Annotated in this window: 23 protein-coding genes and 1 pseudogene; 18 read left to right on the top strand and 6 right to left on the bottom strand. The window is 38.4% G+C overall.

Going from position 1 to position 20,877, the window contains the following annotated elements; translation table 11 throughout:
- The first annotated feature begins 17 nt into the window (after positions 1–17).
- Positions 18–713, top strand: coding sequence for an LLM class flavin-dependent oxidoreductase (locus HGR01_RS22395; RefSeq protein WP_228045753.1), 696 nt, complete (start codon positions 18–20; stop codon positions 711–713).
- On the opposite strand, the gene HGR01_RS22390 is transcribed toward HGR01_RS22395, so the two are convergent.
- On the bottom strand, positions 663–1,973 hold the full coding sequence (locus HGR01_RS22390) for an IS701 family transposase (RefSeq protein ID WP_096621593.1): 1,311 nt from the start codon (positions 1,971–1,973) through the stop codon (positions 663–665). The two genes, HGR01_RS22395 and HGR01_RS22390, sit on opposite strands and share 51 nt — an antisense overlap.
- A gap of 216 nt (positions 1,974–2,189) precedes the next feature.
- Here HGR01_RS22390 and groL point away from each other — a divergent pair, with 216 nt between their 5' ends.
- From groL to HGR01_RS22370, 4 genes are all read left to right on the top strand, one after another.
- Entirely contained in the window at positions 2,190–3,830 is a 1,641-nt protein-coding gene (gene groL, locus HGR01_RS22385; RefSeq protein WP_045871487.1) for a chaperonin GroEL, read from the top strand.
- A gap of 551 nt (positions 3,831–4,381) precedes the next feature.
- Entirely contained in the window at positions 4,382–6,022 is a 1,641-nt protein-coding gene (locus HGR01_RS22380; protein WP_045871488.1) for an FAD-binding protein, read from the top strand.
- Positions 6,019–6,360, top strand: coding sequence for a 4Fe-4S binding protein (locus tag HGR01_RS22375; RefSeq protein ID WP_045871489.1), 342 nt, complete (start codon positions 6,019–6,021; stop codon positions 6,358–6,360). Before HGR01_RS22380 ends, HGR01_RS22375 begins: the two co-directional genes overlap by 4 nt.
- Positions 6,361–6,439: 79 nt before the next feature.
- Positions 6,440–7,084: an HAD-IA family hydrolase gene (locus HGR01_RS22370; protein ID WP_045871490.1), complete on the top strand. Its 645-nt coding sequence runs from the start codon at positions 6,440–6,442 to the stop codon at positions 7,082–7,084.
- Positions 7,085–7,491: 407 nt separating this feature from the next.
- On the opposite strand, the gene tnpC is transcribed toward HGR01_RS22370, so the two are convergent.
- A complete protein-coding gene (gene tnpC / locus HGR01_RS22365; protein ID WP_045868690.1) occupies positions 7,492–8,964 on the bottom strand; it encodes an IS66 family transposase in 1,473 nt (490 codons plus the stop codon).
- A gap of 252 nt (positions 8,965–9,216) precedes the next feature.
- Between tnpC and HGR01_RS22360 the strand changes: the two genes are divergently transcribed.
- The 4 genes from HGR01_RS22360 to HGR01_RS22345 all read left to right on the top strand — a co-directional run bounded on the left by HGR01_RS22360 (position 9,217) and on the right by HGR01_RS22345 (position 11,765).
- Complete coding sequence (locus HGR01_RS22360) at positions 9,217–9,600, top strand: hypothetical protein (RefSeq protein WP_045871492.1); 384 nt, start codon at positions 9,217–9,219, stop codon at positions 9,598–9,600.
- 63 nt (positions 9,601–9,663) lie between these two features.
- Entirely contained in the window at positions 9,664–10,299 is a 636-nt protein-coding gene (locus HGR01_RS22355; RefSeq protein WP_045871493.1) for a type IV toxin-antitoxin system AbiEi family antitoxin, read from the top strand.
- 325 nt (positions 10,300–10,624) lie between these two features.
- A complete protein-coding gene (locus tag HGR01_RS22350) occupies positions 10,625–11,155 on the top strand; it encodes a hypothetical protein (protein WP_045871494.1) in 531 nt (176 codons plus the stop codon).
- A gap of 25 nt (positions 11,156–11,180) precedes the next feature.
- Positions 11,181–11,765: a transposase gene (locus HGR01_RS22345; RefSeq protein ID WP_235623072.1), complete on the top strand. Its 585-nt coding sequence runs from the start codon at positions 11,181–11,183 to the stop codon at positions 11,763–11,765.
- A 678-nt stretch (positions 11,766–12,443) separates the two neighbouring features.
- On the opposite strand, the gene HGR01_RS22340 is transcribed toward HGR01_RS22345, so the two are convergent.
- Entirely contained in the window at positions 12,444–13,358 is a 915-nt protein-coding gene (locus HGR01_RS22340; protein WP_235623073.1) for a WG repeat-containing protein, read from the bottom strand.
- Positions 13,359–13,566: 208 nt separating this feature from the next.
- Here HGR01_RS22340 and HGR01_RS22335 point away from each other — a divergent pair.
- Positions 13,567–13,755: pseudogene (locus HGR01_RS22335) on the top strand (IS630 family transposase); the annotation flags it as partial.
- Positions 13,756–13,786: 31 nt separating this feature from the next.
- Here the strand turns inward: HGR01_RS22335 and HGR01_RS22330 are convergent.
- Positions 13,787–14,170, bottom strand: a complete 384-nt coding sequence (locus HGR01_RS22330) for a hypothetical protein (RefSeq protein WP_235623074.1) — start codon at positions 14,168–14,170, stop codon at positions 13,787–13,789.
- Positions 14,171–14,532: 362 nt separating this feature from the next.
- Between HGR01_RS22330 and HGR01_RS22325 the strand changes: the two genes are divergently transcribed.
- The 8 genes from HGR01_RS22325 (at position 14,533) to HGR01_RS22290 (ending at position 18,869) form a co-directional block, all read left to right on the top strand.
- A complete protein-coding gene (locus tag HGR01_RS22325) occupies positions 14,533–14,757 on the top strand; it encodes a hypothetical protein (protein WP_045871498.1) in 225 nt (74 codons plus the stop codon).
- Positions 14,758–15,039: 282 nt separating this feature from the next.
- Positions 15,040–15,360: a hypothetical protein gene (locus HGR01_RS22320; RefSeq protein ID WP_263420000.1), complete on the top strand. Its 321-nt coding sequence runs from the start codon at positions 15,040–15,042 to the stop codon at positions 15,358–15,360.
- A 105-nt stretch (positions 15,361–15,465) separates the two neighbouring features.
- Entirely contained in the window at positions 15,466–16,002 is a 537-nt protein-coding gene (locus HGR01_RS22315) for a hypothetical protein (protein ID WP_264263344.1), read from the top strand.
- Positions 15,999–16,181, top strand: coding sequence for a hypothetical protein (locus tag HGR01_RS22310; RefSeq protein WP_045871501.1), 183 nt, complete (start codon positions 15,999–16,001; stop codon positions 16,179–16,181). Before HGR01_RS22315 ends, HGR01_RS22310 begins: the two co-directional genes overlap by 4 nt.
- A gap of 55 nt (positions 16,182–16,236) precedes the next feature.
- Entirely contained in the window at positions 16,237–16,749 is a 513-nt protein-coding gene (locus HGR01_RS22305; RefSeq protein WP_045871502.1) for a hypothetical protein, read from the top strand.
- 141 nt (positions 16,750–16,890) lie between these two features.
- On the top strand, positions 16,891–17,391 hold the full coding sequence (locus HGR01_RS22300) for a hypothetical protein (RefSeq protein WP_228045621.1): 501 nt from the start codon (positions 16,891–16,893) through the stop codon (positions 17,389–17,391).
- Entirely contained in the window at positions 17,381–18,598 is a 1,218-nt protein-coding gene (locus HGR01_RS22295; RefSeq protein ID WP_235623075.1) for a WG repeat-containing protein, read from the top strand. The genes HGR01_RS22300 and HGR01_RS22295 overlap by 11 nt, the downstream gene beginning before the upstream one ends.
- 49 nt (positions 18,599–18,647) lie before the next feature.
- On the top strand, positions 18,648–18,869 hold the full coding sequence (locus HGR01_RS22290) for a hypothetical protein (RefSeq protein ID WP_228045622.1): 222 nt from the start codon (positions 18,648–18,650) through the stop codon (positions 18,867–18,869).
- A gap of 121 nt (positions 18,870–18,990) precedes the next feature.
- Here HGR01_RS22290 and HGR01_RS22285 read toward each other — a convergent pair whose 3' ends face one another.
- Entirely contained in the window at positions 18,991–19,167 is a 177-nt protein-coding gene (locus HGR01_RS22285; protein ID WP_228045623.1) for a hypothetical protein, read from the bottom strand.
- 401 nt (positions 19,168–19,568) lie between these two features.
- Entirely contained in the window at positions 19,569–20,840 is a 1,272-nt protein-coding gene (locus tag HGR01_RS22280) for an SMI1/KNR4 family protein (RefSeq protein WP_045871505.1), read from the bottom strand.
- Positions 20,841–20,877: the final 37 nt, after the last annotated feature.

Here is a 20,877-nt window from a genome sequence, read left to right as displayed (position 1 = left end):
TCTACCCAATTTGAGCGATGATTCTTAGCCATTATCCTGGTTCGATTGTCGGAAGCGATCGCTTTTTGGCTCCGACAGATTTCCCCGACAGTCCGCTCTCCCAAGCGTTGCAACAGCCTATATTATTAGGGTTATTTCTCCCCATCCAAGCAGGCGGTTGGAGTGCTTCTACATTACCACGCACTACCGACTGGAGCTTTGAATACAACAAGGATCTGGTGCTAAAAACCGAGGCGCTGGGCTTTGATTTAATATTTGCGCTGTCACAATGGTTACCTAAAGGTGGCTATGGTGGCGTGTTTAATGGTCAAGCGCTGGATTCTTTTGTGACTACAGCTGCACTCACCAGCGTGACACAAAAGATTATGCTCATCTCCACCATTCATATATTGTACGGGCCGATTCATCCTTTGCACTTAGCTAAATATGGCGCAACATTAGACCATATATCAGGGGGGCGCTGGGGTATTAACGTGGTGACTGGACACCGCGCTGTTGAACATGAAATGTTTGGTTGGAATCGGATTGAGCATGATCATCGTTATGAACTTGCAGCTGAGTTTATCGAAGTGCTGCAACGTTTATGGGGTGATAACGAGAACTTCTCATTTGAGGGTAAGTCTTCGTGGAAACTCAATGGCGCTTATCCCTCTTTTGTCACTCTAGGCAGAGGAAAAGTAGAAATCAGGGTGAATCAGGGATATAAAAATTGAACTGGTGAGGCTATAAATAATAGATTGAAGTTTAAAAAAACCCAAAGCTAATTGAGGAATAGGAAAAACCGTTAACCAGGGATATATCAGATTAAATAAAGTAAAAGGTTGAATAATCAAACGAAGATTGTTAAGAATGTTCTTCCAGCCATTTCCATTATCCCACCAAGGATGTGAAACAAATTTTGACTCTCGTTGTGATGGAGACTGAAACAGTTGCTCCGAATGCAGACTAACCATTAAATAAGCACTGCAAATAATTTCCCACCATCGCTCAATATCTGGGTAGTGAGTCAGGCGAAAATCTGACCAACCTAATTCATTCTTACTTTGTTTTAACCCGTACTCGACCCAAGTTCTTAAACCGTAAAAATTTCCAACTTCTCTTGGCGTAATGTCTGGATATTTACTCATCACATACCAAGTAGTGTTATCAGGCAAATTTTCTGGATCTGTAGTAATTTGCCAATATCTAAGTTCTCCACGTTTTCCCGGAATAATTTCTCTAATAAATCGATTTTCCCGACTCAAGTCAGAGAATACCCTTTGAAACTTCTGCCACTTTAAATATTGAATATGTTGTCGTGGAAGTATTTCTACATAATGATTTGACCGAATCGCTACTATATAGTTCAAGTTTAGTTCATCTAATACAGATATGAAATTCTTACCACTCTCTCCATATAAGCTATCTGCAAGTACTAAGTTGAATTTAAAACCCATTGATTGTAGCTTTTTTATCAGTATTGCTGCTATTTCTGGTTTAGTGCGGTACTTATCTCCTGCCTGTAATCTTTCCCTGGGTTTATACACTTCAAACAGTAATGGAAATGTCATCCCACAGAAAACACCATATACTGTCACTGCCACAATTCCATTATCTGTTTTTCCCAAATTTCCTATATACTGCCGTTTCACATAATCTGTCTTGCTCCCTTTCTTTTTATCCCCTGTCTCATCAATAATTAAAATGATTGGTCTACCTTTTAGCACTTGTAAAATTAACTCTAACCTTAAGGTTCTTAACTTTTCTATATCCCAAGGTGATGTAGTTAGAAAATGATGCAACCCTTGCTGGTTATCTAATCCTACGATTTTTGCTATTTCTGGCAATGTTTTACGTTTTAGATCAGAAATGCAGCCTACATGGAGATATTTAAAAGCCTCGAAACTCCTAACATCTGGAAACAGACTTTTATACCACTGGCAATATTCGTCCACAAATTTGACTGTTGGTGCGGCTGGACGGGGCTGTACCATGCTCTGTGTCTTGGTTCTAGCATTTTTACCTTATTATACTACTGCCAGAGTGACAAAACAGGGCTAAGTTGGCATCTGTTACTGAATTTTGGAGAATTGGTATTAGTTATCCGTTTAAACATTTGCACATTATTCTTGTTGACAGTTAACAGTCAACCATCAACAGTCAACAAAATTGATTCACTTACACAATATTTAGAGAGAACTTGCATCACTATGGCTAAACGCATCATTTACAACGAAAATGCTCGTCGTGCCTTGGAAAAAGGAATTGATATTCTCGCTGAAGCAGTAGCAGTTACTCTTGGCCCCAAAGGTCGTAACGTTGTTTTAGAAAAGAAATTTGGCGCGCCGCAAATCGTGAATGATGGCGTTACCATCGCTAAAGAAATTGAATTAGAAGATCACGTGGAAAACACAGGTGTATCTCTAATTCGCCAAGCTGCTTCTAAAACTAACGATGCTGCTGGAGATGGTACTACAACTGCAACTGTATTGGCTCACGCCATTGTCAAAGAAGGTTTGCGGAACGTAGCTGCTGGTGCGAATGCCATCGAAATCAAACGCGGTATCGACAAAGCCACAGGTTTTCTCGTGGACAAGATTAAAGAACACGCGCGTCCTGTGGAAGATTCTAAAGCGATCGCACAAGTTGCGGCAATCTCTGCCGGTAACGATGAAGTTGTAGGTGCTTTAATTGCAGAAGCCTTAGATAAAGTTGGTCGTGAAGGCGTAATTTCCTTAGAAGAAGGTAAGTCAGTCACTACCGAACTAGAAGTTACAGAAGGCTTGAACTTCGACAAGGGTTATATTTCTCCCTATTTTGCCACCGATGCCGAGCGCTTAGAAGCTGTATTCGATGAGCCTTTCTTGCTGTTAACCGATAAGAAAATCGCATTGGTACAAGACCTCGTACCCGTACTTGAGCAAGTAGCCCGTGCTGGTCGTCCTTTGGTAATTATTGCCGAAGATATTGAAAAAGAAGCTTTAGCAACCTTAGTTGTTAACCGTTTGCGTGGCGTGTTAAATGTAGCGGCTGTCAAAGCACCTGGATTTGGCGATCGCCGCAAAGCCATCTTAGAAGACATTGCTATCCTCACAGGCGGACAGTTAATTACCGAAGATGCTGGTCTAAGACTAGATGCTACTAAAATTGACCAACTCGGTAAAGCCCGCCGCATCACCATCACCAAAGATAGCACCACCCTCGTAGCTGAAGGTAACGAGCAAGCTGTAAAAGCACGGGTAGAACAAATCCGCCGCCAAATTGAAGAAACAGAATCTTCCTACGATAAAGAAAAACTGCAAGAACGTTTAGCAAAACTGGCAGGTGGGGTTGCAGTCGTTAAGGTAGGTGCTGCGACAGAAACAGAACTCAAAGACCGTAAACTACGCCTGGAAGATGCGATCAACGCCACTAAAGCTGCTGTGGAAGAGGGTATCGTTCCTGGTGGTGGTACGACATTGGCACATCTAGCACCTGGCTTAGAAGAATGGGCAAAGTCTAACCTAGTGAATGAAGAATTAACAGGCGCATTGATTGTATCTCGCGCACTGTCTGCACCTTTAAAGAGGATTGCTGAAAATGCCGGTCAAAACGGTGCAGTAATTGCAGAACGAGTCAAAGAGAAAGAATTCAACGTTGGTTATGATGCAACCACCGGTGACTTTGTAGATTTGTTTGAAGCTGGGATTGTTGATCCCGCCAAAGTAACCCGTTCCGCCGTACAGAATGCTGCGTCAATTGCAGGTATGGTATTAACCACCGAAGCCATTGTCGTTGACAAGCCAGAACCCAAGGATGCTGCACCTGCTGCACCCGGTGGCGGTGGCTTAGGTGGCGATTTCGATTACTAATCCTGAATTGGTTGTAAAACAATAGGTTTTGGGTCTTTTGCAATCTGCAGAGGCGATCGCCAAATATTGCGATCGCCTCTTTACTTACGATTTCTCTTCTTCCTCTCTAAAACCACCCATTTCCAGGTGAGTCATAAATTAGACTTCTTGCATAAATATTTTGGCGTTGTTGATTAATCATTTGAAAGGCTCACGCATTCGGCGAAGCCGTTCTCGCAGAGTAGGCGCAAAGGCGCAAAGAAGAACGCGAAAATTAGGACTTTTGCAAGAGGTCTAATATGTTTTTTCTCTGCGCCTCTGCGCTCTCTGCGGTTTAAAAATAATTTATCTAACCACAGAGACGCAGAGAACACAGAGATAAGAGATTAATTTGCAATATTTAATTTTGAAAACCTAATAATTAGGATATCATAATATCTGAAATCTTATGTTTATCAATAACTGTCGCAATCTACCAAACAACATAAATTCAACCCCCCAGACTCATCTGCGGGGTTATTAATTTTGAATTCCCCAAAGAGGGTGCAAATACCAACAAGGAGGAAAAACAATTGCTCACAGTCGATAGCGAAACAGAACTCCAACTAACCGCCGATGTACTGGTAATCGGTGGGGGGCCCGCCGCAGCATGGGCCGCATCAGCAGCAGCCGCCCAAGGTGTGAAAGTCATCATTGCAGATAAAGGTTTTCTGGGTACAAGCGGTGCAGCAGCAGCCAGCGGTAATGGCATCATGGCCCCTTCTCCAGAAAATTGGGATAAAGTTGTATCCGAGCGTTACCGCATTGGAAAAAACCTCGCTAACTTACGTTGGATTGAACGTGTCATTGAAAAAACTTGGCTAAGTTTGCCCTTAGTGGAAGATTGGGGTTATCGTTTCCCTAAAGAAAATGGGGAATCCGTGCGCCAAAGTTATTATGGCCCGGAATATATGCGAGTACTCCGCAAACACCTGTTACGTGTGGGCGTGCAAATTCTTGACCAAAGCCCCGCTTTAGAACTGCTATTAGCTGAGGATGGCTCTGTAGCTGGCGCTAGAGGCGTACAGCGACAAAATAATCGTACCTATACCGTTCGCGCTGGTGCAGTAGTTCTAGCAAATGGCGGTTGTGCATACTTGAGTAAAGCTTTAGGTTGCAATACCAATACAGGTGATGGGCTATTGATGGCGGTGGAAGCTGGCGGCGAACTCTCCAGTATGGAAGCCTCCAATCACTACGCTATCTCGACAGCTTTTAATGCCACAGTTACAAGGGGAGTTCCTTTTGGCTGGGCTAGTTACAGCGATGAAGCAGGTAACGATTTAGGTGGTTATATCAATGGTCGTCGCGATCCCGCATTCCTTCCCAATGCCCTCTTAAAAGGCCCTGTTTATGCTCGTTTGGATCGAGCCACACCTGAAGTTAAAGCAGTAATTGAGAAGTCCCATTTCATCGCTTATTTACCTTATAAAAAAGCTGGTATTGACCCCTATACAGAACGAGTACCTGTAACCCTGATTTTAGAAGGTACAGTTCGGGGTACTGGTGGAATTCGGATTATCAATGATAGTTGCGGGACAAAAGTACCTGGACTATACGCCGCAGGTGATGCTGCATCACGAGAATTTTTAGCCGGTTTAGCTTCTGGGGGTGGTGGCCCTAATGCTGCTTGGGCAATCTCTACAGGACAATGGGCGGGAGAAGGTGCAGCCGCCTTTGCAAAAAGTTTAGGCGATCACGCTCATGAAAGAGTTGTGTATCCTACTGGACAAGCGGGAATGCGTTCCCAATCCTCCACCTCTGAAACATTCGATAGTCAGGCGATCGTGCGCGGTGTTCAAGCGGAGGTATTCCCCTTAGAGAAGAATTATTTGCGTTCTGAGCAGAAACTTCTGGATTCTCTCGCCAAATTAGAAACATTGTGGCAGCAAGTACAAGGGAATCCAAAACAAGATACTGTGCGCGATATCGAATTTTCTCGACGAGCTGCTGCGCTGACGGCTGTAGCAAGATGGGGATATTTTAGCGCTTTACATCGCACAGAAAGCCGCAGCGAACATATTCGCATAGATTATCCCGAAACCGATCCCAATCAGCGTTATTATCAAGCTACTGGCGGTTTAGATAAGCTGTGGGTAAGACGGGATTGGATTAAAGATGAGACTACGACAGCACCAGTATTAACAACTCAAACTACAGCTTCAGTATCATGATCGAGCTTGTCAGCCATCAACTCTGCATTAATTGTAATGTCTGCGTTCAAGTTTGCCCTACCAATGTCTTTGACGCAGTTCCTAACCAACCACCTGCGATCGCGCGTCAGGAAGATTGTCAAACTTGTTTTATGTGTGAAGCATACTGTCCAGCAGATGCGCTTTATGTTGCACCCCAATCTCATACTAATGTTGCAGTCAACGAGGATGATTTAATTGAAAGTGGGATTATGGGTGAATATCGCCGCATTTTAGGTTGGGGATATGGCAGAAAAAATAACAGTGAATTAGATACTGCTCATAAATTGCGCCAACTACCACGCCCTTATCAAAGTTAGTTCACTGTTGACGGTTGACTGTTAACTGTTAACCGTCAACAATTTGAAACGGAATAATTTCTTTTGTCGTTTTTCATAAATGAAGCATCTTTGTATCATTTTTGATTTAGATGGAACATTAGTTGATAGTGAGAAGCTTTGTAACCAAGCATTTATCGATTTGCTACCTTTTATCGACGAATCAATTGACAGTCTTATTTATCGATATCGTGGCAGAAAGTTAGCTTTAATTTTAGCGGATATAGAAATAAGATATGGCGTAAAGCTGCCGATAGATTTTGAAGCAACATATCGTCAAAGGGTGAATGAATTATTTGAATTTAACTTGCAGCCAATCCCAGGCGTTTCAGAGATGCTCAAAACTTTGGAATACCCTTTCTGTATTGCTTCAAGTGCCCCTATAGCAAAAATTCGTAAAGCTTTAAATGTCACAAAATTATTGCATTATTTTGATGAGCGCTTGTTTAGTTCTTATGAGATAGGCTCTTGGAAACCCGACCCAGGTTTATTCTTATACGCAGCCAATAAAATGGGATTTCCACCGGAGTATTGTGTTGTGATTGAAGATAGTGATGTCGGAATTCAAGCCGCACATTCAGCCGGAATCTATGCTCTGAAATATTCTAGTGAAGAAGCAGAGGACAAAAATCATATATTTTCTAATATGAAATCCCTGGCAAAATTGCTTGATAATATTTACGCGCTGAAATGCGATCGCCTATAAGTTTTTAAAGATGAGATGGCATATCACTAACGCTTTCTTACAATGTGTAACAACATTTAAAAGCGCTGCTTTTAGGAGAAACCTTGGCAGAAGAAAGCATCCATATCACAATAGTTGAGCATTTGTCAACAATAACAACATAACTAGTATTAATGCTAGCCAACTAGGTTCTTGACTTATTTTTGCTTAAGAGGTAGGTTATCAATATTGTCTTAAATACGGTAAATCTATCAACATAAAGTACGATGTATGTTTAAGTATGTTTAAAACAAGATAAAGTTTTTTAAATTAGTGCAAATTCATGGCAATTTTCGATCAATGAAAAATTGCTAATTTTTTGCATTTTAATAGACTGATGAATATTTATCAGCAATATTGAGTCATTTTGATTTCGTAAGGATTCAGGTCTAAAATTGAGGAACTAGAGAAGGGCGAGACTGAGAATTAATAGAGTCAGCAATTAGTGCTTGTACAAAAAAATCAATAACAGACAGACTTTGACGACGACAGGTTTGAACCACCGTCAACAAATTGGCAGTATGTTGAAACCGCTCCATCGAACGGGAACCACCACTAACTTTACGTTTTGTCACAGCCAAACGCAGCGATCGCTCGGCTTGATTGTTATCAGGAGGAACTTCAGGGTTGTCAAGGAAATACCACCATTGGGAGGCTTTATCGCGCAAGGAACGTAAAAGGTTTCCTGCTGTAGCTCCGGCTAAGTTAATCCAGTCATCAAGTGTTTGTTGCAATTTAGATTTGAATTGATTGACCCAATCGTTATAACTGGCGCAGTCAAGAGTCTCAAACCATTGGGCATAATTTCCAAAAGCTTCATCAATTAAATCCACAAATGCTTCACCAATAGCTTGGTTGTGAAGACCTGGAAGTTGAATTAGTTTTTTGAAGTGACGGCGTAGATGAGCCAAACATTTCTGCTGCTCAGGCACCGCATAGCCATTGTAAACACTAAAATCATCGCTGCTGATTACCCCTGTATATTTAGCCCCTAAAATGGCTTCTAGTTCTGCTCTGGAACGAGTGTCAGCAGCAGTAAACAGGCAAAACTCAGAATTGGCAACTACCCACAACCATTCTTTAACTCCCTTGACAGACCAAGGTGTTTCATCCACATGAATGTTAGGTTGTGTCTGTTTTACCCAATTACTTAACTCAGTAATGCTTGGTTGAATCGCTGTTTGAATTCGTTCATTTGTGGTGACTAAAGTTCCCAGCCCAATTTCAATTTGACCTAACTCCCACAACATTTCTTGCTGTTTTTCATAGGGCATATGTGCATAATTATTTGCCCATCCTAAAAATGCCTGTAAAGAAATCCCTAAATCCTGTCCTGGGATGATATCTTGTGACCAGGAGGCTGTTTGTATATTGCCACAGTACTCACACTGGCACGTATGGCGTTGATACTCAACTATTTCAATGGGACGCTCCACTAGTTGCGCTACAGACTGTTTTTCTACTTTTACTGCCACAGCCGCAAACGCTTTTTGACCACAACAGACACAATCACTTGGACGTAAGATTTCACAACGATCTACTCTACCAAAACCCTTACGGGTCTTACCTTGATGCCCTGGTTGCCCACCTGGCTTTCTTTTGGGATGATTTGATTCTTCTTGCGGTGCTGCTTTTTTGTTTTCACTCTTTTTGAGGATGTCCCCTGATGGCGGCTTAGATGAGGTTTTGCTGTCTAAATCTCTGCTGACTTTTAAACGTTCTATTTCTTGCTGTAGTTCTAATACTGTTTTCTGTAATTCACCTATTACCTTGCTCTGCTCAATGATTATCTCTACCAGTTCTTGTTTCGATAACTGGTTCAAGCTTTCCCGGTCTAAATCTTGAGGCAGGTTTTGGTTCATATCTGTGATACTCCTCCTCAAGCGATCCCTTTGTCAATACTCTGCCACCTGAATCCTTACGAAAATAGCGGCATTGTTCGTATTCATAGGGTTCGTCATGGTTCACAGGATAGGTTACGCGATCCTGAACAATTATTCGATGATAACAACGAGTAAGATTTATTATTTTTTATACACACTGCACTTATTATTAAGTTTTTGTTTGTTTTATAATTTCTGCGATCGCCAAATTTTACAACCTCAACAAATGGCATGAAACATGAAGATAAATTATTACAACAATGTCTAGATAATCTCCAGACATTACCAAATATTAAAGTTGATTACAAACCACTGCTTCCCACTCAAATCAACACGGATAAAAACGGTATAATTCAAATTCATAGTCCCTTAAAATCAATTAAATACAGCTATACAATTCAGCCTGATATCACAGCGAAAACTGCGGATTTAGTAATTGCCTATTTTCAACTACATAAACAGAAGCAAAACGAAGAATTAGTATTAATCACAAATTACCTATCCGAACCAGTTATTGAAAAACTAATTAAAAACCAGATTGAATTTATTGATGCTGCTGTTAATGTTTATCTTAATAATCCCGCAGTCTATATTTTAATTCGCGGTCAACGATAAATCAAAGAAAAACAAACTTCTTTAATCCAAATCACAGCAAATAGCCTACAAGTTATTTATATTTTGCTCAAATGTCCCCAGATATTAAAAGATTCCCAAAAATATTTATCAGAAGCTGCGGGAGTGACATTAGCTACTACCAAGAAAACATTAACTAACTTATCCAAATTAGGATACTTACAAAAACAACCAGAAGGAAAATATCGGATTAGCAACTATACAAAACTCCTGGAACGCTGGGAAATGGGCTATGCGGAAAGTTTACGTCCAAAATTGTTATTGGGTAGTTTTAGCTATGTTTTTTCAGGTAAATTTACAGAAATTGCTAACAAAATTACTCAACAAGCAGCCGAATATGATTTTTTAATCGCTGGGGAACTTGGTGCAGCGATCGCAACATCTTATCTGATTCCTACTAGCGCAATTTTACATATTCATCCCCAAGCGAATTATCGCGCAATTGCTGCAAAACTGAAACTCAAACCCAATCCAGAAGGAAATATTACTTTTTTACAAAACTTTGAACAGGTTAATCAAAATGCAAATATTCATAATTATACAAACTATTACAGCCGATTAGAAGCACAACAAAAACAAATTGCAGACCCGCTATTCATCCATGCCGAACTATTACTAGGAAATAGCGATCGCTTGCGAGAAGCAGCAGAAATAATTTTTACTAAATTTATTCAAAGTTAAGAATATTTAATGGTGCGTTACGCTTCGCTAACGACACCCTACTTTAATCCACATTCCTAATACAAATTCAGTAGACCTAAAAGTTCTGCGATCGCTCTGTGATCGATAGATGCACATCTTATTGTTGCCTAAAAAACTGTAATTTTTGATACGCTTTTTCAAAAAGTCATCTGTAAATATAATATAAGTAAAACTAATAAATTAGCCAAAAAGTTAAGGATAGTTCTCGCAGGAGAAGTATGTTCTGGTGCTGTGTCTTAGAATTTTTGTAAAGTATTGGAGTGAAGAAGCAAAATTTTTGACTTAAAAGATTATTTATTTGACTATGACTGCAAATATGCCGGTTTTAACTGATAGTAAAACCTTGAACCAAGTAGTGAACTGTTTAACTGAAAACATTCCAATCCAGACTCAGGGTAAGTGTGAGCAACAAAATATATTTGAAATTTTAATTAGGGCAGCTACCCAAAGAGATAGCATAGAAAACACGAGTAAAGTATTAAAAAATGTTCCCACAAGTAACGATATTCGTTATCATTTAGAAAAATATTCCGACTTGAACTCTCTGGAATTAGATTTAAATACCGCACTTCAAAGCCGCTTACCAGATGCAATCCGAGAAGGTCAACAAAAAATTGCCATCGATTTTAACTTGATTCCTTATTATGGTGAGCCATCACCATTAGAAGCACCATATATTTATAGAAGTCAAGCTAAAAGTGGCACTTGTTCTTTTTATGCTTACGCTACTGTTTATGTAATTAAGAAGAATAAACGAGTCACTTTAGCTATTAAAGCTGTTCAACAACAAAATACGCGCGGCAGCAATTATCACTTATCTTTTAGCACTAATTGAACCTTTAAATCTGAAAGTAGAACGATTGTATTTAGACCGAGAATTCTTCTGTGTCCCAGTCATCAGATGGTTGCAAGCTCTCGACATTCCCTTTGAAATGCCAGTAATTATTCGAGGCAAACATGGCGGGACTAGACAATTGATTAGAGGGCGGCGTAGTTACAAGACCAGTTATACTTTAAACAGCGATAAGTATGGCTCAGTCACTTTTAATGTGTGGATAGTTTGTACATATAAAAATGGTAAAAGACGAGCGCATGGTCGGGAGTTTTTTATTTATGCTATTTATAAAGTTAAGCTGTCATTACATTCTATACATGATGACTACCGTCTCCGTTTTGGGATTGAGAGTAGCTATCGGATGAAAAACCAGTGTCGAATTAAAACTACTATTAAAAATCCTACTATTCGACTTTTATTTGTAGCTTTATCATTTTTAATTATTAATATTTGGATTTATCTAGTATGGCATTATCTTAGCCGTTTGAAAAGAAGCTCTAGACAAGTTCTTTCTCATCTATTTACCCTCAAACAAATGCTTGAATTTTTACGTCAAACAGTAGACCGCAACTATGGGGTAGCCTGCGAAGTTTGTTTACCATCTGGTTGATTTTTGGGGTTTATCTATAAGTGAATCTTATTACTCACATCTCACAATCACCTTTTGTGCATTTCCAAAAAACGGTATCATACACTACCATTCTTTAGCGATCGCAGAACTTTTAGGTCTACTGAAATTCTGCAAAATCAAGCTTCCTTATTCCCTGAACTAACCCTCTTTTGTCACTCTAGGCAGAGGAAAAATAGAAATAAGGGATATTGAAGTTTTGAAAAATTGAGCAAGTCAGATTATTAACAATCATTTGAAGTTGAAAAAAACCCTCAGATAGCTTAGGCACTGTAAACCCGGATTTCTCACAAGTCGGAAAAAAACGCTTAGTTTAGCCAAATTGAAGATGGTTTAATTAATACATTATCAAAATACCTTCACAGCCTGAGTATTTTCAGGTGAAAGCCGAAGCACCTGAAGATAGATAAAATACGTTAGTAGTGCTTAATACTGAAGCGAAAAAATTTTAGTGATAAAAATTGACATGGCAATTGATGGGTTAAATCAAGTAAGATAACCCAAAAAATTAGTTATTAAAAACCATAATTCAGTTATTACTTGTTAATTAAATTAGACCATTTTTAGTCAAGACAAGGTAGTTGAGATAAACACTTATAAACCGTTGCAAAACTCTCTTTATAAGGACAAGCACTACTAATCGCAATTAAAACTCGTCGTTTAGTAATAGTAATTACTGGGAGTCCAAATAAACTCTCCGGTTTTATTGATATAGCCAGCCTTGCCATCAAGATATACTAAAGCCAGTTCATTTTTAAAACTCAGAGCCAAATCAAATTGTGGCTGAATTACTATTTTACCTTGAGTATCAATATAGCCATATTTATTATCAACTTTGACAGCAGCTAATCCTTCAGAAAATGAGGTTACCATATCAAATTTAGGAGCAATAACCCTCTCTCCGCTAGGATTAATATAACCCCATTTATTACCGCTTTTTACTACTGCTAAATTTTCAGTAAATTCCCAAGCCTCATCAAATTTTGGTAAAATAACAATTTGACCAGATTGATTAATATAACCATATTTATCACCAATTTTTACTGCTGCCAATCCTTGTGAAAATCCTAAGATTTCTTCAAACTTGGGTTGTATAACTATATGTCCTTGAGAATTTATATAGCCCCATCTATTATTAATTTTTACTGCTGCTAATCCTTCGTTAAAATGTAGCGCTTGTTCATACTGCGGCTGAATGACTAATTTACCGCTCAAGTCTATATAACCCCACTTCTCATCTATCTTCACTGCTGCTAACCCATTCTTAAAAGCTAAAGCTTCCTCAAATTGAGGTGGAATTACTAATTTCCCATTGGTATTAATGTAGCCATATTTATCTTCAACTACAACTAAGGCGAGTTTATTAGAGAACGCAAAAGCTAAACGAAATTGTGGAGGTATAATCAGTTTGCCAGTAGGTTCGATATACCCATATTTATCATTAATTTTAATCTGCGCTCGCTCGTCGATAAAGCTCCAAGCTAAATCAAACTGCGGCTCGATAACTATTTTACCAGTTTTGTCAATAAAACCATACTTGCCATTTTTAACAATACGAAATAGTGGGCTTGTCACAGGTTTAGGTTTTGAAGATTGACTGGTTAATTTATTTTGTCTAACAAAAAGACTAGATGCTTGTACTTTTTGAATATCCGAGTCGAATAGACCATTTATTATGATTAAACAGAGAATAGTCCAAGTATATTTATACATTTTTATCTGCTAGCCTTGAGTTAAACTATAACTACCACTACAAGTTAATATTTACTTAATAAATCAACTAGAAAGATTTGCTCCAAATGCACTCCAACAGAACCCTGTAGAAGATATTTGTTTATCAGGGAAAAGACTGATTTCAGAGTTTTATTTCTTCTGTCATTACTTCTCTATTGTCAAGGTTTTATTTGAGTTGTCGCTTAACTGCCAAATTTTTGACTTCCCTAAGCTGCATGAATTTGGTGTTTTATTATGAATTATTTAGGATTGCTAGATATGCGTCGATGTCAATAGGAAAATATTTGTTTTACTTCTCCGTTCATGGTTAAAGTTTGGATAATATCAAATGGATTGTAATGTCCTTTTTCCCAGGCTCCATTTTGGAAAATAAAAGATAGATAAATCCATTTCTTATGAGCATCTTGGATGACAAGGTTATCACCCTCTTGGGGTGTATAGTCAACATCAAAGCAATTTCTGTCATTGAGATTGAGCAAAACCCAATCGTCCGTTAGTCCCTTGCCTATATCCGCCGCAGGAAATTCGTATAGCCCTTCCATCAGTGGCTCGTCGTCGCTTTTATATCTTTTAAATGTAGATAAATACCATCGATACACCTTGGGAGTCGTTGCTTGCTCCTGTTTGTATCGCCTCGAATTTTTGTTATGCACAATGGGTTTTTCTTTGTCCTTGCAAGTGCATAAAATGAAGCCTTTGTCAAAGTCGCACATAATTGTAGATACTAAGGATTTGATAAACCAGTAGACAGGAGATGTTTAAGAGCTAAGAAAATGTATCTCCACACTACCGTTATCTCCCCTGCACCACTGAAACTACTGCTCTGTCTACTACCATCTGAAAATAACCAATTTTTATAGGCGAGCGACTTAAACATTATCCATTTGACATCCTCCCCCGCTAATTGCTCCGCAATGTAGCGGGAGTCTTCTAGCTTATAGTATATAAAACTACGCGAGCAGAATATGTATAGTAATTTTGAACACATTAAAAACAATATGAGTAAACGGTTGCAATGAAACAATTGATACTTGTATTAGGAGTAGGAATTTTACTTATACCTGTGAAGGTAACTTGCGGTTCTCCTGGTGCAGCCTGCGCTCAACCACCATTTCCTGGAACCAATAGTCAAGTTAGATATTACTACGAATATGAACCACTGGGTGTAATGCTAGTAGAGTTAGTGATTCGTAAAAACTTGCCGTTTTATTACTTCAGTGGAACTGAGGATGTGTACTGAGTTAAAAATATTATTGGTTAACCCGAAGCCTTGCTTCGGGGTGGTTATTTTGTATTGGTGGGATTGTGTTAAGCAATTTCCCTTTTGGAGATGTTATGCGTTGGCGTTAGCTTCGCTATACTGCGTAAACGCGTAGCGTGTCGCTTGCGACTCAGCCTCTGGGAAAGAGAATCGCTTTTGGTAAAAATGCAGTATATATCTTCGGGAATTTATTTTTTGATTCTGGCGATAATTTTGATAACGCCATTTGCAATACCTTTTCTGTTAAGGCAGAAGGGTTATGTGACTAGTTTGCTATTAAGCAGTTTTCTATCTTTTATGACGTGCGTACTTCTAGTTACTTTGTTGGCATATTTACCAGATTTATATGCCCAGATGCGGCTTGATTATCTGGGTTTTGATTTTAATGGCTGGTCAGACGAAGATCGACTCAGAAAGATTGATCCTGAATTCAGAGACGAAGCTATACAACTTTATCGATCGATAATGGGCATTGGGTGGACTTTGAAAGCTATGATTGGGGCAGTTTTGCTCATTCCTTATCAAATTGTTACCTCTGGCTTAGTTTTCATGGTGAGTAAGTCGAAAAAACATGGCAGTTAGCACCTAAACATACCTGAAAGTGGACGCGAGGGCGGTGGCTGTTACGCTAATAATTTTAGTAAATGTAAGATAATGTATCATCGAAATTTTAATTTTCTACTGTTTTTGATTACCCCATTTATTGCAGTTGTAATTATATTTTTACCAATTATTCCAACTTTGGAAGATGTTAAATTGGGATTTTCTCTAATTACATGGTTACTTAGTTTTGTTTTTGGGTTTTTATTATTTAAAAAGCCTCAATATTTACCATTTGTAAAAAAGCGAACTTTTATTTCTCTATATTTATTATTATCGAGTGTGCTAGTTTTGTTGGTCTCATTTATCGTTTTGATATCGTCTGCTTTTGATGATCCAAACATTGAAACTGTGACATCTAAAGAATATCCTACCACGGTATATTTATACAACTATACATGTTCTCCACCAGATACTTCTACAGGATGTGACACATACCACGGGGAATTAAAATTTAGACTTGGTTTTACTCCTTTTGTAATTGCAAAGTTTAATTGTGATTGTCTTTTTGGTTCACCCGATCGCATTGGTGAGTGGGTAACGATTCCCTTGGAAGCAAACCGAAATTCAACAGCATCTACGATTAAAATTAACTTAAAAACTGGCGAATTTATTCCAAGATGAACTGCAAAACTCTAATTTACGATCCGAGTAAGCAAGAGGCAATTACTTTAAAATTTGATAAAAAGCGTTATAAATTGGTAAGTTTGGATGTTTCAGATACACCCCAGATGTTGTCAGAGTCTTCTTTGGAAGGATATACACAATTCAGCTTGCTTACCATCATCTGTAGCACTTCGTGAACAAACTTTATCTATCAGCAACACAAAGTTAGGACAGCACTATCCCTTGGCATCAATGAAAAAACTTATTCAAATCTCAATTATTATAATTCTATCACTAGGTTTGACATATCATTTATTACGTATTGCTTTTCCAATAACCTATATAGTTGACTGTACTCAAGCTAATAAAATCACCAAAATCTCCGATAATTTTATAAGTGCAATTGGCGATCCATCTGCAAAAGAAGCAGAAATTATCGCACAAAGGTATATCACAAAAGCCTTTTGTTTAAATGATTTAAAGGGTGATTCTAGCTTCAGCCCTAAACCATATTTCTTTAATGTATCAAACTTAAGTTCTAAGTATCAAATTATTGGTTATGGTGGTGCTGGTTTTCGTAGTCCAGGCAATTTACAAGTAAAATTTGACAACGGGACTCTCCTAAATTTTTGCTTTAGCATGATGGTAATTAACTGCAACCAAGCTCAAGAATGCGATTGTCCTCATGATTTTAACTGGGAACCCAAACAAAGTAAACCTAATAGTAACTCAGGAGAAATATCACAAAAATTTAATGTTTACTAAAAATGAATTTTTTAAATATGAATGACTTGTTCTATGAAAATATTTAGCAAAATAGCAATATATATAACCTTATTTATTTGTGTCGCAATTCTAATTATCAGTATTTATCCTGGTGCATTAAATAGTTTCTTTTTTCCAGTCATGCTGGTATCAATTGTTTGTGTACCAATATTTGCAGTATTGGCAATTCTCTTCTGGGGGTTGAAAACTTTAGGAAGACGGGATTTGCAAAGTATTAGGCTTCCCTGGCACACTTTTATACCCTGGAGAGAAGTTACTATCATTGCAGGTATAGTTTTAGTTTGTTATGTTCTGCTCAAATTCTACATTCCCCGTCGTTTAGCATTTATAGTATCGCAACAGGCATTTGAACAAGTTCGGGAACTTCCTATTTCTGCAAAAGGAAAAATCACATTAAACCGCAAACTCGGTTTATATGAAGTTGATGAATATGCTATGGATTCTCGTGGTGGTGTATATTTTCGTGTGTTCTGGGGTGGTGATGCTCTAAGTCCTGATGTCATATCCTATGGTTTTGTCCATCGACCTAATCGTGAAGGAAGTCCATTTGGTGCTGCTAATTACCAAGTATTTTACTTGTACGGTGATTGGTATTGGTTTCGTGTATCCGATGATTTTTAGGGATGACAATTTAGCTAGTTTTGAGCTATGGATAAGTGACATTACTACTTATTCAGTCACAAATATGAAATCTCATATTCACCATCCCTTGATTTTGCTAGTAGCGATAACTGGGATAACATTGTTTTCAACACCATCTATATCTAGTGATACTCATCAATCAATATCTTCTATCACAGTTAAGTCTACAAAGGAGAATTCATTACCCCAGTTATGGAAGGTGAAAATTAACGGAAAATCTGGATATATTGATCGCACTGGGAAATTAATCGTTCAACCCCAGTTTGATTATGCTTCGTCGTTTTATGAGGGATTAGCTCAAGTTCAAGTAGGTGAGAAATGGGGATATATTGACCACACAGGTAAATTGGTCATCAAGCCACAGTTTGATAATTGCGATCGCTTTTTGAATGGTTTTGCTAGAGTCAAAGTTGGTAAAAAGTGGGGAATTATAGACAGTAGTAGTAAGTTTGTGGCTAAACCACAGTTTGATAATCTTGAATATTTGATCAATGGTTTTGCTTTAGTTGCTATCGGTAAACAATGGGGATTCGTTGATAATAAGGGTAAATTAGTCATCAAACCTCAATTTGACAGCGCTTGGTCATTCTTTGAGAGTTTGGCAGCAGTTCAAATTGGTAAAAAGTGGGGATTTATTGATAATAAAGGTAAATTAGTAATTAAACCTCAGTTTGATACTGCTTGGTCATTTTCTAAGGGTTTAGCAGTAGTACAAGTTGGTAAAAAATGGGGATTTATTAATCCAAAAGGCAAATTAATCATTAAACCCCAGTTTGACAGCGCTTGGTCATTTTTTGAGGATTTAGCAGCAGTTCAAATTAGCAAAAAATCGGGATATATTGACCGCACTGGTAAATTAGTCATTAAACCCCAATTTGATATGACTTGGCTTTTTGAGAATGGGTTAGCGCAAGTAATAGTTGGCGGAAAATCGGGATATATTGACCGTACAGGGAAACTAGTGATTGAACCAAAGTTTGATAAAATTGGTTATTTCTCCGAGGGATTAGCAGATGTACAAATTGGAGGTAAATGGGGATATATTGACCGCACTGGAAAATTAGCGATCGCACCACAGTTTGATAGAGCTTATTCCTTCTCTAATGGGTTAGCAGAAGTGCAAGTTGGAGAAGCATCTGGATATATTGACCGCACTGGTAAATATATTTGGCAACCAACCCAGTAATTATATAATTTTTAATAGCTTTGAGTCTGAAATATTACGAGATAATGAGATGACAATAGAGATGGGAATTCTCCAAATTACTACTGGGAATTATGAGGTGATTCCTGTAGCAACTAGCGAAATATTTTACCAATTTTGGTTGCCTGCTTGCAAGTATCTTGGATTACAATTAATCAGTCATTTTCATGATGGGTATTTAAATGTCGTCTCAGTAGAAGATGTTCCTAAAATTTTAGAAGAATTGATTTGTTTACATTCCTATACTTTATAACAAGAAAATTTAGCTTTTATCAGGAAGAGAATAGAACGTATAATCCAGGTATTTCAAACAACAGATGCTGCATCATATGAATATGATTTTGGATAATGAATGTAATTTTAAAGATTGATGTTTATAATACTTTGATACAGCCGTCTTTGATTTCGATTTTAGAGTCATCTTTGACTTCGACTTTTCCACAAGATGTTTCAATGACAGCAGATCTACCGCTACCTTGTATCGTTGTGGCTCCAGTCGTGCGACCATTGAATGTAACTTCTTTCGTTGAACCATCCATCTGAACTTTCATTACATGTTTGTCCGAGTCGTTATTGGAATATTTGATATAAACAGAAGCCCAAGAGGGGCTAGAAAAAATAATGCTTGGGATAGCAGACAACATCGCTAATAAAAGTATTTTTTTCATAGCTTTTATAAAACCATTTTCACCAACATTTTTATGTATATTTATTTTTTACTTTAGAAAAATAAAAAATGACATGAGTGGTTGTACGTAAATTATATAACTGTGGCTACAACTGCATAAAAATAATTATTTTCGCGCAAGTTTCACATTTTTAAATTAGCCGACGGAGATTAGATTGTAAGTCTGTAAAGGTTAATTAAATTTTCAGATTAAAAAATTAAAAATCAGCGAACGCCAGGTCTAGCACACTCACACTGGAAAAATAGATCCAGATGATGGGTCATTTAGGGATACAATATATTATATATGTACTCCAACCTTTCTAAAATTCGTTGCGTTCGCGTAGCGGCTCCTACGGAGCATCGCAGTTCGGCTTGCTCTGCATTAAAGCCAAAGTTGTACCGCATCTTACCCATGTTCTCAATTCGCCATTGGTTGATTTTATAATCTATTTCATCGCTCATCTTCACTTGCTCATTTGTGAGTTCAGGATCGATATTGATTCCGATAGTTTCTGCAAGGAGTCTGGCAACATTCACCGAATGAAAGTATGGATAATCTCGAATTAATTCCCCAGAGCGAAGAAAAGCCAGCAATCCTTCAATTGTAGATAACCCATATTGAATATCATCCAGAAAATCCTTGAGCCATTGTTCTGGAGAAAACTCACAAAAACGAATCCAATCCCCCTGAATTTCAACCTCGTATCCTTCCTGGGTGAGAAACAAATCCCGCACAGGATTATCCCAATCGACAATTCGTAACAACCCTGGATATTGCCGACTTTCTGGATTTTTGAGCCAATCCCCCGACTTTGCCGCTTTCAACTTTGCGAGGAACTCAGGTAAAGGCTGATTCCATACTTGGGCAGAATTGTTTGCCATAACTTCCTCAGCCGACCAGTAATTTCCTAGTCGTTCCCAATTACCACCATTGCAGACTTCTAGCAAAAACGTTCTGTAAATGTCAGGTAGTCGAATTCCATGTTGTGCTTCTAACGCGCTCAACTTTGCTTCAGACGCAATTGGGGGATTAGTCGTGATTTGGGCATAGCGATTGTATGGATCGAATTTTCGTAATCGAGCGAGGGTGACGTGAATTCGTTCGGGAACGGTCAACCATTTTCGCAGGGGTAATTGGCAACCGAAATGACGCTCCACTGTAAAAATGTCTTGATCGTACACCGTCACCCTCCTTTTCGGATCGTGAGAGAACTGAATTTCTAACTGAGTCAACACCTGACATAATTGCTCTGCTTCTGCATCAGTCGGAAATAGCCCCACAAGATGGGGATGCTTGATTCTCTTTATCTCCCGATACATAAACTCACAGGCTTCAGCCTCATCCGTAAATTCAAACAGCAGTTGTTGAACCGCACCACGCTCGGTATAAACCACTTGCCAGCGATCGCATAGCGACTCCTGCGGAGTATCATCTGTTTGAATCAAGCAAATCTCATCATCACCCATCTGGCGAATCTGATACAGGCTACAACCTTCACCCCAAAGTTTGAGATCGAGTAACTCTGCATTCAGATATTGAACATATTCCCACATTTACTCACCTTGAAAACACCCATCTCAATCACCGCCA

Origin of the sequence: Tolypothrix sp. PCC 7712 (assembly GCF_025860405.1) — a bacterium.
In the GTDB taxonomy this organism is placed as follows: Bacteria; Cyanobacteriota; Cyanobacteriia; order Cyanobacteriales; family Nostocaceae; genus Aulosira; species Aulosira diplosiphon.
The sequence above is the reverse complement of the archived record's forward strand: the minus strand, read 5'-3'. Positions and strand labels throughout refer to the sequence as shown.